This is a genomic window from Methanocella sp. MCL-LM, from assembly GCF_049676595.1.
In the GTDB taxonomy this organism is placed as follows: Archaea; Halobacteriota; Methanocellia; order Methanocellales; family Methanocellaceae; genus Methanocella_A.
The window spans coordinates 3215546-3228499 of the sequence record NZ_CP187259.1 but is presented as its reverse complement, the minus strand read 5'-3'; the positions used below and the strand labels follow the sequence as shown (position 1 = coordinate 3228499).

Genomic DNA, 12954 nt, shown 5'->3' with positions numbered 1-12954 from the left:
GCCGAAGAGACGACCGGGCATGGCAAAAATACCTGACTATCGGTGGAATTGTACCGTCGCACCAGGTCATACAGCTGCTGTTCTGCTTTTTAACCGGGGAACAACTATCATCTATCGGAATGTATTTATACATGCAATACTAACCATTGATTAGCGTCATACAGGAGGGTAATAACTAACATGAGATATACTTGGGACCCCTTTGACGAATTCAGAAGAATGCAGTACAGGATGAACAGGATGTTCGACGAGCTGCCGGAGCTTTTCGAGCCGTCGGACCTGCCGGCGCAGCAGGAGATGGCCCAGGTGCCTTACGTGGACGTTATGGACCGGGACACCGAAGTCATTATTACGGCCGACCTGCCTGGAGTGGACAAGAGCGACATCCAGATCAACGTCCGGGGCAGCATGGTCGAAATCAGCGCGGAAAAGAAAGCGGCGCACGAGCAAAAAGAGGAAGGCTACCTGCGAAGAGAGCGGGGCTACAACCGGTTCTACCGGGCCATCCGGCTCCCGACCCAGGTGGACGATACGAAGGCCCACGCCAGCTTTAACAACGGCGTCCTTGAGATCACCCTGCCCAAATCGGAGAAACGCCCGGGGAGCAACATCCCGATTAAATGAGCAAACCTCAAATCCCTGCCTGGTACTTCGGTCTGGAGTTCCGGCCGCCGCCCCTGCCACCACCGGGGGCGCTGCAGGGTTTATCTCTGTTTTCACCATCGCTGTACCGGGATTCATGTGTGACTTCCGACAGCGTATCCTCCACAATATAATCAGAACTGTTATGCATCATAGCCTTCGGCCATTAACTTTATGAATGTGCCACAGATATTATATCCCGTCTTAAACAGATTTGTTACTAACATCGATTAGGTGGAATCACTATCGCAGACTCAAATTCATCAGATCTCATGCAGCGCATCGAGGACGCCATCAAGGGTGGTGTGGACGAGAAACACCTGAAAATAGTCAAAGAGCTAAAAAACTACTACTACGTCGAAGACATCGCCGCCGCAGCCCTTCAGCTGTGCGCCGAGCGAGGCGTAGAGACCGAAGAGGTCAGGCGCAGGTCGCACATCCACACGCACTTCATACCTTTGAAGACCAAGGAGACTGTTGTGAAGGCAAAAGCTACTCAAAAGCCTCCCTCTCAGCCGGCAGAACCTGGGAGGCGCCCGGCTCACGGCACCCACCGGAAGCCGCAGCACCACCCGGCGAAAAAACCCGCACCAGCGGCCCAGCCCCCCAGAAGCGCAAACCCGCAGGCTCCGAGAAAGCCTTCTCAGGCCCCGCGCGGAAACCAGCCTGCCAGAAGCGGCAATATGCCTGAGCAGAGGAAGCCCGCTCCTGCCCATGGCGGTAACCAGCAGAGCAGAGGCGGGAGCCCTCAGGCTCCAAGAAAGCCTTCGCCTCCCCGGGGCAACCAGCCCGGCAGGAGCTCTGGCGATCGCCCCCAGAAACACCATGGGGCGCCCTCTCGCTCAGGCGACAGGCGTAAAACCCAGTAATTTTTCTCAGCCGAACAATTCTTTAAGCCGGGCCACCGCCCGGTTCATTTCTACTGTAAGATGCCCGATGCCCGCCTTCGCGTCGGCGAGGGCCACGAGCATCGACCGTTCTCCGGCGCCCGTGATGATCAGCTTTCCCTCGTCGGTCTCCACGATGAGCCTGTCCGGCATCGCCTGGCCGATCTCTAAATAGGCAGTCTCTGCCGCGCTCAACATAACCGCCGACATCGCGGCGAAGGTTTCGGGGTGCACATCGCCCGGAATCTCGGAGGCGACCAGAATTCCTTCCCGGGACACTACTGCAAGTGCCCTTATTCCCCCGGCTCTCTTCAGATCGGCGATCACTCTGCTGACGTCCTCTACGGAGCCCATTCAGACGCCCCCTACGATTCTGTCGATCAGAGTTTCGATCACACTTATAACGCTGCCCGGGTCGAGCGCAACTGTGCCTATCACGGGCACGCTGGCGGGCAGGCCCATCTTTTTCCGGATGTAGTCGATCTCCATGGCATCGGCCAGGTCCTGCTTGTTAGCCGCCACGATATACGGCGTCGTTTTGCCGCACGCCATCCTGACGATGTCCATGGCACGCTCGAACCCTTCAGTGGTCGTCGAGTCGATCACCAGGATAACGCCCATCGCATCCCTGGCCAGCGTCCTGACCAGCGGGTCGAACCGGGACTGGCCGGGAGTGCCGAACAGGTCGACGGAAAAGCCTCTGAGCGAGAGGTGGGCGTAGTCCATCGCCACCGTCGTCTTAAACCTGTCCACCGAGACCGCTTTCCCCGAGGAAAGCAGCGATGCGGTCCGGACGAAGGTCGACTTGCCGGAAGCGTGCGGGCCGGTAACGAGAATTTTCGGGATGTAGACCCATACTCCTCCGGGCTTCATGATCTTGTAGAGAATAGGCCACTCCGGAGGCCTGGTCCAGTCGCAGGTGTACAGCTTGAAATAGTCCTTGTACAGCTGCTTGCCGGCAGCGCTGCCGATCACGACGGTGGCGTTGCATAAGCCGCTCTTGATCTGCTCCACCAGCCGCCGATCGTAGTCCCGATCAGTAAAGCTGTACAGGACCACCCCGCCGTTGAGCACGGCCAGCTTATTCCACTTCTTCACCCGCTCCAGGATGTCCGCTTCGGAGGTATTAGCATTCCGGCAGTTATCGAAAACTGCGGAGAGCGACGGTAACACGATCATGTCCCCGGGGGAGAGAATATCGATGATGCTGGAGATCGTCTCGTCCACCGAATCGATGCTGCCCGGATCTTCGATCTGGAACTGTTCTTCGGAGGGCACCCCTACCAGGCCTGAATAGCCGTCCACGACGGCAAAGTGAGACTGGTAAGGTAATAAGTCCCAGCCGTATTCCCGGAAACTGTCCCGGACTACGTTAGGAAAAGAGTTCGTCGCGACGTAATAGCAGACACAGTTCTCGACCAGGCTTGCGTAGACCGTCTGCAGACAAAAGACGTCCCCTGGAGCGCCGCTCTCGCTAAAGTATAGGAGGGTTTTGCCGGTAGGGATACCCCCTTTAAGGTACTCGTCCAGCGCCTGAATGCCTGTCCTGATCATCTGCCGATCCTCCATGGATAGTTCACGCTGACCACAAACCTGGCTGTGTCAGCCATCCATGATCTACGCTATCAATTACGTACGAATATCAAATAGACTTGAAAGCTAATAATCCTTAATATTCGATGTTACCGGCTAATGACTCGCAAATACCCCTCTGATCGATACAATAGCCATCTCTGAATGTATATTCTTATGCTACTATGGGGCAGGCTACTATATATTTAACCCAGAATCTTGAGAATAAATTTAGAATTATACTATGAGTGAGGATAGTAAGCCCCCTTCTGTTCAAAGCCCTAAGGCCGACGGCATTCATCTACGCGCTTTAACCGGGGACAGGGCTGGACACCCTGTTAATCCCTCTTTAGCTTGCACCCACAAGGATTGACCGTTTCATCGGCGTCCCGGGCGACCTCACTGTCTCCAGATCATCGCATGGGCCCAGGGCCGTTCCGTTGCTGTGACATTGCCACGACTCTCGCCGTATGCCCTTTACAGGCATTTGTGTGTCCAGGCGGTGGGGGGACTTTCCTCACCCGCAGATGCGGGCGGAAGCCGTCCCTCCTCTCTCACAGTATAAAGATCTGATATCTTTGTTTCACAATAACGTCAGCCCGCATTATATATAGATTATGCATCGGGAAACTGCGAGCTTTCAGATTACTTTTTTAACCAGCCACCTCATACATATTATACATGCTCAGCCTTGAAGATGGCACCCTCGCCGTGAAGACAGCCCGCAACGTGATCGAAGAATACGTTAAGACTGGTAAGCCGCCCAAGGTCGAGCTACCGAAAGCTTTCGACCGCCCTGGCGGAGTGTTCGTGACGCTGAGCATCAACCACGATCTACGGGGCTGCATAGGCTATCCTTACCCGATGGAAGACATGACTCTTGGCGAGGCGCTGGCCGACGCCGCGGTGAGCGCAGCAACGAGGGACCCGCGTTTTCCCAGGGTGCATATGAAGGAGCTGGATCAGATCCGGGTTGAGGTAACTATTCTCAGCCAGCCCGAACTCCTGACGTGCAAGCCTGCCGAAAGGCCGCAGCACATCAAGATCGGCCGGGACGGGCTGATCATCGAGTACGGCCTGTTCAAAGGGCTGCTGCTGCCTCAGGTGCCGGTAGAGTGGCACTGGGACGCCACCGAATTTCTGGAAAACCTGTGCTTGAAGGCGGGCATATCGCCCGATGCGTGGATAGAGGAAAAGGCTAAGATCTACACGTTCGGCGGGCAGATCTTCGAAGAGACCGCGCCTGGCGGCCCGGTCTCAGAGAAGAAGATAGCTTAATTTTTTCTTTTAGCGGCGGGCAGTTATTAATCTTAGCCTGTCGGACGAGTTTTCGGCGTGGCCTGCGACCCAGGACATCTCCTTGACCAGCTCGATCAGGTGGTACACACCGACGGGGCCGAGGTCTTTCTCGTTGTCGTAGATGATCTTCATGGCTTCCTGCCTGATGACGTCCACAGTGTGCTTCTGGGAATCGACCTTGCTGATGATCTCCTGTACCTCGTTGACCCTCTTCTTGGAGAACGAGGAGTCGAGCAGGTCTACGATCTTGCTGACTGCCTCGACGTGCTCGTCGACGGTCGTGGTGACCGCAACTTCGAGCTTGAGGATCACTTCTTTAACAGGAGGTGTCATGCTTACTGGTCTAAGGGTGAGCATCTGAGCGACCATTTCAGCGCTGTTGGCGACGTCGTCCTGCTGTTTGAGGAAGGTCAGAATGTCCGTGCGGTCGACTGGCAGGAGCAGCGTAGACGGGAGCTGTATCCTGATGTTGTTCTTTACTGTGTCAGCTTCGTGCTCCAGTGCGCTGATCTCGCTGTACAGGGCGTTGACGGCAGCCTGGTCGCCGCTGACGTACGCTTTGACTGCATCATCCATTTTTAACACTGTCAGCTTGACTTTCTGAGAGTGCTCGGTGAGCGGCTTAAAAGGCGATCTGGCGAACAAGTCAAGTATGGATCGTCGAAGGTCTGTCATATTCCCACCAGTGTCAGGACTAAGTACGATGCTGCTGCGGCCAGGGCAGCGATTGGGATAGTTAGTCCCCAGGCCATCAGGATCTGGACGACCACATTCTTATTCAGCACGCCTGTACCGCCAGCCATTACCGTACCGATTACGCTAGAAGATAAGACGTGAGTAGTACTTATAGGTGCGCCCAAATGAGAGCCGACTGCTATGGTAATTGCTGTGCCAGTTTCGGCTGCGAATCCCTGGGATGGTGCCAGTTCCTGGCTGCTCAGGCGCTCGCCGAGGGTCTGGATGATCCGCCAGCCGCCGAAGGCTGTGCCGAATCCTATGGCCAGAGCGCAGACGATGATCATCCAGGGCTCGATGACGATCTTGTCGTAACCGTAGGTCACGGCTACGAACATGGCTATGATGCCCATTGTCTTCTGGGCATCGTTGGAGCCGTGGGACAGGCTGACTGACGCGGAAGATACGATTTGAAGGGTTTTGAAAATGGAGTTGCTCTTATCGTGGCTCATGTGACTGATCACGTACCGGCCCAGAATAAACATGATAACCAGACCCAGGATGACGCCCACGATGGGTGAAATGAACAAAGCCATGACGACCTTGACCAGACCGCTCCAGGTCACGCCAAAGATTCCGAGCGCGGCGATGCCGCTTCCCACCAGGCCGCCGATCAGCGCGTGGGACGAGCTTACCGGGAGACCTTTCAGCCAGGCGAAGACATCCCAGATAATAGCTCCCATCAGGCCTGCCATAATTATTTTAATAGTCAGCGATTCAGTCGGGATGATGCTCGTCGCTATGACATGGGCGACGGCTGTTCCGAGCAAAAAAGGCCCGATGATGTTCATGATCGCCGCAATACCGATCGCTACGGCAGGCGGCAATGCTTTAGTATAGATAACAGTGGCTACGGAGTTTGCCGCGTCGTTAGAGCCGTTCATCACATCGAAGATCAGGGCAATTATAATCGCAATGACCATGAGTACAAACGGGTCTATCAACTGGCACCACTCTCAGACTCTGGAATCCTATGGGAGTGATATTGCCTATAACTCTTGCTATATATAACTATATAATCTATATAGTTAGTCTATAACGAACGATCACTTTTTCATACGCCGTTTTTTCAGCGATTACTATTATATTAGAGAGATTAAAAGGTATTGTACTAAAAATATATAGTATCTTCGGCGGCGCAAAAATCTATTTATGATGACAGGGGTTCTCTACATTTATGCACGAACTGGTCGTCGAAGATGCCATGGTCTCGTTTGACGGCGAGATCATCGCGTGCTCCATAGGCATCGATGAAGGGAAAATCACACGGATAGCCAAGGTCCTCAAAGGGGAGGAAAAGTACGATGCCAGAGGGCGGCTGGTCATGCCGGGAGTCATCGATTCCCACGTGCACTTCCGGGATATGCGCCAGGAGGAAAAGGAAGACTGGCTCACCGGATCGAGGTCGGCGATATACGGCGGCGTAACTACTGTCGTGGACATGCCTAATTCAGATCCGCCGACCTTCGACGTCGATGCGTTCAAGGTTAAGCAGACCGTGGCAGCCAACCGCTCGATGGTGGACTTTTCCATCAACGCCGGCGTCGGCGATAACCTCGGACAGCTACCGCAGCTCTGGAAGCTGGGAGCGCTGGCCTACGGCGAAATTTTCATGGCAAAGAGCACGGGCGGCTTCAGCATCGACGAGCCGGCGCTGAAAGAGGCGCTTAAGGCGATAACCCAGATGGGCGCCACCGCCAGCATCCACGCCGAGGACGAGACCCTGCACGAGGAGCTGAAAAAATCGCTCAGGCACGACCCATCCTCCTCCATCCACTCCAAGCTCCGCCCCCGGGAGTCGGAAATTAACGCGGTCGAAGCCGCCATAAAGCTGGCCAGGGAGACCAAAGTGGCCATGCACATCACCCACATCAGCACCTCCAAAGCGGTAGAACTGATCAGCAAGGAAGGCATCACCTGCGATGTGACCCCTCACCACCTGCTGCTGACTATGGACCACTGGGACCGGCTGGGCTCCCACGCGAAGATGAACCCGCCCATCCGCCACGACCACGACCGGGAAGCGCTGTGGAAGGCAGTCAACGACGGCTCCATAGACGTGCTGGCCTCCGATCACGCCCCGCACACGCTGGACGAGAAAAACCTGCCCGTCAGGGAAGCGCCGTCGGGCGTGCCCGGCGTAGAGACCATGCTCCCGCTAATGCTGAAGGCCGTCGCAGATAAGAAGCTCACAATCCAGCGGCTGATCGACATGACCTCTGGGAACCCCGCCCGCATCTTCGGCATCGAGGGCAAGGGCAGCTTTGCGGCAGGCAACGATGCCGACATAGTCTTCATCGACATGGCGAAGGTAAAACAGATCACCTCTACCGGGCTGCACAGCAAGGCGGGCTGGACTCCTTACCGGGGCTTCGACGCCATCTTCCCGGAGGCCGTCATGCTCCGGGGCGACGTAATCCTGGACGGTAAAGATTTCTACGCTAAGCGGGGAACCGGACAGTTCATACCGGGCAAAGGCTACCAGAGGCCGTCCTACGTCTTAGAGGCGGCGAGGGCCGGAAAGAGAACATAAGCAAGAGGTTCATCTCGGCGCCAGGCCGCCTTGTACTTAAATCGCAAAGGCGCAAAGGCGCAGAGTATCGCCGATTATTGTTACAGTCATTCAGGACTAAATAATTAGCCTTTGCGTCCTTGCGCCTTTGCGTCGACGCGACCGAAGGGTCGAATCCTTGCATATTGCGAACTAAAACCAAGGCCTCCCGGGGCCGATTTTTCGTTTGTAGGGCGCGCATCACAACCTTTATAAGCTCGCGACATACAGTATAGTCTGCTCTCTACGAGGACGGGCGTGAATTCATCAGCTAATGAGATTTTGTGATCGTCCGTGCATATGGGGAGCTATAACGTAAATCGTGTTGTAAGGTCCTTGCCCGAGTTAATGGGTACTCCTATCTGTGAGGGACAAGACAACCTCAACGCGGTATAAACCCCGGTCGCGAGGGTAACTGGGAAGGACAGCGAGATTACTCATTAGAATGATCTCCCGGAGTTAGTGACCTGGGGACAGTTCCCATTCATTATTTTACAGAAAACCAGTTTCATGTATCCCCTTCAGGCGCGATCAGGAAGCTTAATTTGGAATGCCTGCATATGGATAGTACTACTATTCATCAGGGGTGAACCATCTGAAACTTGCAGAAGCCCTAATTCTCAGAGCTGATCTCCAGACCAAGTTCGAGCAGCTCAAACAGCGCCTGCTGCTGAACGCCAAAGTCCAGGAGGGTGATAAGCCGGCAGAAGACCCGGCAAAACTACTCAAAGAGCTGGAGGATGTATCCGCCGAGCTCGTGAGGCTGATCCAGCGCATCAACGCGACGAATTCTACTACGCCACTGGTCGACGGGTTGACGGTCGCCGACGCGATCGCCCGCAGGGACGTGCTGAGGATGAAGCAGGCCGCGTACAGGGAACTTGCCGCCACTGCGGCTGTCAAGCAGGACCGGTATACCAAGTCCGAGGTCAAGTTCGCCAGCACCGTGGACATCGCCCGGCTCCAGAAACAGGCTGACGCTCTGGCCAAAGAGCATAGAGAGCTGGACACGAAGATCCAGGAAGCCAACTGGCTGACTGATCTGAAAGAGTAATAAGTGTGCGCAGGCAGGTAGCTGTCTGCCAGAGGCGAGTACAGACCCTCCTGGCCTGGCGGGGTATAGCCGGGCCTTGCCGACGCGCGGGCCGCGTCACCCATTTACAACGTATGCCCAGTAATGTCACAAGCGTACGGTGTACAGTGTAAGCTTACTACCTCTGTGCTGATCTGTCAGGCAGCGAGGGCGGGATCGGGGAAATCAGCGCCTGTACCCACTCAGTTTTTGCAGTTTGTACAGGAGAGAATCTTTTTATCATATTATTACAACGATAGTGTAATGTCATTCGAGGACGCGATTAAGGTAACCAAAGACGGCGTCGTCATCGATTTCGAAGTAACTCCTGGCGCGAAAAGCACTGTCGTTCCCAGCGGCTACAGCGTGTGGCGGAAGCGTATCGAGGTCAAGCTTCGGGCGCCGCCAGAGCGAGGCAGGGCCAACGAAGAGCTGATCGAGGCTCTTTCCGGCATTTTTAACGTTCCTTCATCCAGTATCGAGATCACATCAGGTGCCACCAACAGCCGCAAGTCGATAAAAGTCTACGGCATCAGCTCTGACACTGTGATAACCGCACTGCGAGGTAAGCTCTCTTGATGGACGAATGCGAGCGGCTGGAGGAAATTCAGCTTCTGATAGACGAGCTGACCACCCGGGCTTTGAACGGCTCGGTCATCCTCGTGGAAGGCCGGCGGGACCGGGAGGCGCTGGACGCCCTCGGCGTACGGGGCGAGATCATCATGACCTCTCAGCGAACGCTGCTCAACCTTTGCGAGGAGCTGGCGAGAACGGGCAGCGACGTCATCATCCTGAGCGACTGGGACGAGCGGGGAGACGAGGTGGCAGGGCTGCTACATACGTACCTTGAAGCTGACGGGCTGCGCCCGGACCTCGCCATCCGGGACAGGGTTAAAACTCTGGCCCGAAAAGAGATCAAGGACGTGGAGAACCTCCACCGTTACGTCGGCCGGCTTCGCGAGATGTGTTCGGCGAAACCACAACCTTATTAAACCACTAGCACACATCTTACTATGTTAACAGCCCGCACTAACGCTATATCTCTCTGACGAGCGAAGCGAGTCCGGGCTTCACGACGTAGATACACATAAGTTCCCTACGCTTGAATAGTCAAGGGTAATAATCATCTTTCATCATGTCTCACGATAACGGCCCGGAAGGCTTATGATAGCCACGGCACGCCGTTTTGCTGAACCATATGAGCGCATCGCAGTACGCACATCGAAGAATTATGCCTGCCATGCGTTAAATGAACATGTCCTGCGAACGCCAGGACTCTATTTTATTGCCCCGGCTATTTTTTACAGTGTCAGGAACTTAAGGAGTGATCAAAAATGGAAGAATCTGACACCACAAAATACGTAATTCACGCTCACATCAGCGCCGAAGGCGTCGTCGAACGCCCCGACGTGGTTGGAGCAGTGTTCGGGCAGACGGAAGGGCTGCTCGGAGCAGACCTGGACCTCAGAGAGCTACAGAAGACTGGCAGGATCGGCAGAATCGAGGTTAACATCACCTCCAAGTACGGCAAGTCCAGCGGCAACATCCTCATCCCGAGCAGCCTGGACAAGGTCGAAACCTCGATCCTCGCAGCGGCGCTCGAGACCATCGACCGCGTCGGCCCCTGTATCTCCAAGATTACAGTCACCAAGATCGAGGACGTGCGCTCGTCCAAAAGGAAGCAGATCATTGACAGGGCAAAGCACATTCTGACCGACATGTTCGACAACTCCGTGCCCGAGAGCCAGGAGATCACGGACGCCGTCAAGGCCGCCGTGCGCGTCGAGGAAGTCACCTTCATCGACAACCTGCCCGCAGGCCCCAACGTGCTCGACTCCGACGCCATCCTGGTCGTCGAGGGCAGGGCTGACGTCCTGAACCTGCTCAAGTACGGCATCAAGAACGCGATCGCCGTCGAAGGCACCAACGTACCCCAGCTCGTCGCCGAGCTGAGCAAGAAGAAGACCGTCACCGTGTTCACCGATGGAGACCGGGGCGGAGAGCTGATTCTGAAAGAGCTGCTCCAGGTAGCTGACGTCGACTACGTCGCAAGGGCACCGGACGGCAAGGGTGTGGAAGAGCTCACCCAGAAGGAAGTCGTCAAGTCGCTCCGCAGCAAGGTCCCCGTAGAGCAGGTCGTCGAAGTGCCCCAGGGCAGGCGCAGGAACAAGCTCGCAGCCCAGGCAGCCGAGAAGCAGGCTCAGGCAGAAGCCGCCCAGAAGGCAGAAGCTCAGGCAGCCGCACCGGTCCAGCCCCAGCGGGAAGCCCCGAGGGAACAGCAGAGGGAGTACCAGCCGAGGGAGTACCAGCAGAGAGAGTACCCCCAGCGGGAGAGCAGGGACAGATCCGAGCAGCAGCGCGGCGAGATGCCGAGGCGCAAGAGCCTGAGGCGGACCGACGAGCAGCCCCAGCAGGAGAGGACCGAGCGCACGGAGAGGACCGAGCGCAGGGAATACCGCGAGCGCAGGGACTACCGTGAGCCCCGCGAGCCCCGTGAGCAGAGAGAGCAGGCCCCGGCAAAGAAGGAGCGGGAGCCCTCCGAGTTCGACGAGATCGCGAAAGAGCTCTCCGGCACCCTGAGCGCAAAGCTCCTGGACTCCAACAAGAACGTAATCACCACTGTCGCCGTCCGCGACCTTGCCAACACGCTCAAGGAAAGCAACGGGGACGTCAAGAGCGTCGTTTTCGACGGCGTGATTACCCAGCGGATGCTGGACATCGCTGCAGAGAAGAACCTTGAAACCCTCGTGGGCGTCAAGATGGGCAGCGTCGTCAAGCAGCCTGCGGGCGTAAAAGTAATTACGACAGAGTAAACGCCGAGCGACGGAGGTAAAACTCCGTCCTTTTTCTTATTTTAACAGATATTCTCAGGCATTATCCGCATTACTGGCAATAACGGGCCATAACAAGCGATTAGGACTTGTATCCAGGCGCATTTCTCACCAATAAGTATATACTGCTTCCTTCATAACGATTGTTAAAAAAACTTAGTTGATACCGATGCAAAAAGAGGATCTAATCTACCTGCATACTGTGCTCGCGAAGGTGAAGCGGCACCTGGAGTCCGAAGGAATCAAGGCCGACTTTACCAGATATGAAGCTATGCACATCAGCCCGGTACATATCCACCGCAACAAGACCGACCACGAGCGGGCCATATTTCTTCTGGGCGAAGCCATAGTGCAGGCCGTCGGCCGGCAGGAAGGTCCAAAACGCATCGTGGAGACAAGCCTCAAAGAAAAAGGGTTAGCTGATCTAAAGGCTTAAGCATAATATACGCGTTGTCCCCGTTCCGGTAGTACTTGTTGACAACCCCGATAAACCTGAAGCCAAGCTTGAAGTAGAATGTTTGCGCCCCCAGGTTACTGACCCGGACCTCCAGCCTGACCATGTTTGCCCGGCTCCTCACCGTGTCGATGTAATACTCCATCAGGGTCTTACCCACTTTCATCTTTCTGTAGCTCTCTTTAACCGCCAGCAGGAGTACCCTCGCCTCATCCATGATGAGCACGCCGACCAGGTAGCCGCAGATTTCACCGTTGAACTCGGCGACGAGAAACCCTTCCGTCGGATAGTTCTCGATCATGCTGTAAAGCACCGGGTTGGGCTCGTGGAAGATCTCCTCCTCCAGGTCGAGGATAACTCTGGAATCGTCCAGCTCAAAGGGCCTGATGTGGATCAGAATAGTCACCCGTAAGTATTTTCCGACAGGTACTCCATATGGGGGTTCATGGGCATTATAGGTTATGATGACCTGGCAGAATATATTCTCGGGCACTATTCTCCGGGGTCACGCGTCGTAGAGGTGGGCATCGGCAGGCACCCTGATATTGCAGAGCTACTGAAAAATACCTATGACTTCACGTGCACAGACGTGACGCCCGAGGGTCCCGAAAACCTGAACTATGTCCGGGACGACATCTTCAGGCCTGACCTGAGCCTGTACGAAGGCGCTTCGCTAATATACTCGATACGGCCGCCGGTGGATATGCAGGATTCCATTGCCATGATCGCAAACCGGGTCGGAGCTGACCTGCTGATCCGGCCGTTCTCCTCCGAGAAGACCGACCTTAGCCGCTACTTCTCGGAGTTCCGCTGTGTAAACTACAAGCGGGCAGTATTCTTCCTCTACCGGAATAAGAAATAGGCAATACGAAGATTTTTATTTATTAATTATCTTATTTAAAAGCGAATTT

15 protein-coding genes and 1 other RNA gene are annotated in these 12954 nt (G+C 55.4%); 10 read left to right on the top strand and 6 right to left on the bottom strand.

Annotated elements, in window-relative coordinates; all coding sequences use genetic code 11:
- Nucleotides 1-180: 180 nt before the first annotated feature.
- Complete coding sequence (locus ACPLPM_RS16320; RefSeq protein WP_424357825.1) at nt 181-624, top strand: Hsp20/alpha crystallin family protein; 444 nt, start codon at nt 181-183, stop codon at nt 622-624.
- A 290-nt stretch (nt 625-914) separates the two neighbouring features.
- A complete protein-coding gene (locus tag ACPLPM_RS16315; protein WP_424357824.1) occupies nt 915-1511 on the top strand; it encodes a hypothetical protein in 597 nt (198 codons plus the stop codon).
- Between the two features lie 6 nt (nt 1512-1517).
- Here ACPLPM_RS16315 and ACPLPM_RS16310 read toward each other — a convergent pair whose 3' ends face one another.
- The 3 genes from ACPLPM_RS16310 to rnpB all read right to left on the bottom strand — a co-directional run bounded on the left by ACPLPM_RS16310 (nt 1518) and on the right by rnpB (nt 3657).
- Nucleotides 1518-1883 carry a roadblock/LC7 domain-containing protein gene (locus ACPLPM_RS16310; protein WP_424357823.1) on the bottom strand — a complete coding sequence of 122 codons (366 nt, stop codon included), beginning with the start codon at nt 1881-1883 and terminating at the stop codon, nt 1518-1520.
- The gene (locus ACPLPM_RS16305) at nt 1884-3083 is read right to left on the bottom strand and encodes an ATPase domain-containing protein (protein ID WP_424357822.1); all 1200 of its coding nucleotides are present in this window, start codon (nt 3081-3083) and stop codon (nt 1884-1886) included.
- Between the two features lie 264 nt (nt 3084-3347).
- An RNA gene (rnpB, locus tag ACPLPM_RS16300) (RNase P RNA component) lies at nt 3348-3657 on the bottom strand.
- 125 nt (nt 3658-3782) lie between these two features.
- Between rnpB and ACPLPM_RS16295 the strand changes: the two genes are divergently transcribed.
- Entirely contained in the window at nt 3783-4379 is a 597-nt protein-coding gene (locus tag ACPLPM_RS16295) for a TIGR00296 family protein (protein ID WP_424357821.1), read from the top strand.
- A gap of 9 nt (nt 4380-4388) precedes the next feature.
- On the opposite strand, the gene ACPLPM_RS16290 is transcribed toward ACPLPM_RS16295, so the two are convergent.
- Together ACPLPM_RS16290 and ACPLPM_RS16285 are read right to left on the bottom strand one after the other, a co-directional pair.
- On the bottom strand, nt 4389-5075 hold the full coding sequence (locus tag ACPLPM_RS16290; RefSeq protein WP_424357820.1) for a TIGR00153 family protein: 687 nt from the start codon (nt 5073-5075) through the stop codon (nt 4389-4391).
- Complete coding sequence (locus ACPLPM_RS16285) at nt 5072-6079, bottom strand: anion permease (protein WP_424357819.1); 1008 nt, start codon at nt 6077-6079, stop codon at nt 5072-5074. The genes ACPLPM_RS16290 and ACPLPM_RS16285 overlap by 4 nt, the downstream gene beginning before the upstream one ends.
- Before the next feature lie 233 nt (nt 6080-6312).
- Between ACPLPM_RS16285 and ACPLPM_RS16280 the strand changes: the two genes are divergently transcribed.
- The 6 genes from ACPLPM_RS16280 to ACPLPM_RS16255 all read left to right on the top strand — a co-directional run bounded on the left by ACPLPM_RS16280 (nt 6313) and on the right by ACPLPM_RS16255 (nt 12025).
- Entirely contained in the window at nt 6313-7668 is a 1356-nt protein-coding gene (locus ACPLPM_RS16280) for a dihydroorotase (protein WP_424357818.1), read from the top strand.
- 613 nt (nt 7669-8281) lie between these two features.
- The gene (locus ACPLPM_RS16275) at nt 8282-8740 is read left to right on the top strand and encodes a DIP1984 family protein (protein WP_424360002.1); all 459 of its coding nucleotides are present in this window, start codon (nt 8282-8284) and stop codon (nt 8738-8740) included.
- A 282-nt stretch (nt 8741-9022) separates the two neighbouring features.
- Nucleotides 9023-9337, top strand: coding sequence for a DUF167 domain-containing protein (locus ACPLPM_RS16270; RefSeq protein WP_424357817.1), 315 nt, complete (start codon nt 9023-9025; stop codon nt 9335-9337).
- A complete protein-coding gene (locus ACPLPM_RS16265) occupies nt 9337-9750 on the top strand; it encodes a DNA primase (RefSeq protein WP_424357816.1) in 414 nt (137 codons plus the stop codon). Before ACPLPM_RS16270 ends, ACPLPM_RS16265 begins: the two co-directional genes overlap by 1 nt.
- 342 nt (nt 9751-10092) lie before the next feature.
- Nucleotides 10093-11571, top strand: coding sequence for a DNA primase DnaG (dnaG, locus tag ACPLPM_RS16260; RefSeq protein ID WP_424357815.1), 1479 nt, complete (start codon nt 10093-10095; stop codon nt 11569-11571).
- A 187-nt stretch (nt 11572-11758) separates the two neighbouring features.
- Nucleotides 11759-12025, top strand: coding sequence for a UPF0058 family protein (locus ACPLPM_RS16255; protein ID WP_424357814.1), 267 nt, complete (start codon nt 11759-11761; stop codon nt 12023-12025).
- On the opposite strand, the gene rimI is transcribed toward ACPLPM_RS16255, so the two are convergent.
- On the bottom strand, nt 11991-12449 hold the full coding sequence (rimI, locus tag ACPLPM_RS16250; protein ID WP_424357813.1) for a ribosomal protein S18-alanine N-acetyltransferase: 459 nt from the start codon (nt 12447-12449) through the stop codon (nt 11991-11993). The two genes, ACPLPM_RS16255 and rimI, sit on opposite strands and share 35 nt — an antisense overlap.
- Before the next feature lie 39 nt (nt 12450-12488).
- Between rimI and ACPLPM_RS16245 the strand changes: the two genes are divergently transcribed.
- Complete coding sequence (locus ACPLPM_RS16245) at nt 12489-12905, top strand: UPF0146 family protein (RefSeq protein WP_424357812.1); 417 nt, start codon at nt 12489-12491, stop codon at nt 12903-12905.
- The last annotated feature ends 49 nt before the right edge of the window (nt 12906-12954 follow it).

What these genes read in the sequence shown, in the direction of transcription:
- dnaG (WP_424357815.1), top strand. Translation starts at nt 10,093, where the DNA reads ATGGAAGAATCTGACACCACAAAATACGTAATTCACGCTCACATCAGC.
- ACPLPM_RS16270 (WP_424357817.1), top strand. Translation starts at nt 9,023, where the DNA reads ATGTCATTCGAGGACGCGATTAAGGTAACCAAAGACGGCGTCGTCATC.
- ACPLPM_RS16310 (WP_424357823.1), bottom strand. Translation starts at nt 1,883, where the DNA reads ATGGGCTCCGTAGAGGACGTCAGCAGAGTGATCGCCGATCTGAAGAGA.
- ACPLPM_RS16290 (WP_424357820.1), bottom strand. Translation starts at nt 5,075, where the DNA reads ATGACAGACCTTCGACGATCCATACTTGACTTGTTCGCCAGATCGCCT.
- ACPLPM_RS16255 (WP_424357814.1), top strand. Translation starts at nt 11,759, where the DNA reads ATGCAAAAAGAGGATCTAATCTACCTGCATACTGTGCTCGCGAAGGTG.
- ACPLPM_RS16265 (WP_424357816.1), top strand. Translation starts at nt 9,337, where the DNA reads ATGGACGAATGCGAGCGGCTGGAGGAAATTCAGCTTCTGATAGACGAG.
- ACPLPM_RS16320 (WP_424357825.1), top strand. Translation starts at nt 181, where the DNA reads ATGAGATATACTTGGGACCCCTTTGACGAATTCAGAAGAATGCAGTAC.
- ACPLPM_RS16305 (WP_424357822.1), bottom strand. Translation starts at nt 3,083, where the DNA reads ATGATCAGGACAGGCATTCAGGCGCTGGACGAGTACCTTAAAGGGGGT.
- ACPLPM_RS16295 (WP_424357821.1), top strand. Translation starts at nt 3,783, where the DNA reads ATGCTCAGCCTTGAAGATGGCACCCTCGCCGTGAAGACAGCCCGCAAC.
- ACPLPM_RS16315 (WP_424357824.1), top strand. Translation starts at nt 915, where the DNA reads ATGCAGCGCATCGAGGACGCCATCAAGGGTGGTGTGGACGAGAAACAC.
- ACPLPM_RS16245 (WP_424357812.1), top strand. Translation starts at nt 12,489, where the DNA reads ATGGGCATTATAGGTTATGATGACCTGGCAGAATATATTCTCGGGCAC.
- ACPLPM_RS16280 (WP_424357818.1), top strand. Translation starts at nt 6,313, where the DNA reads ATGCACGAACTGGTCGTCGAAGATGCCATGGTCTCGTTTGACGGCGAG.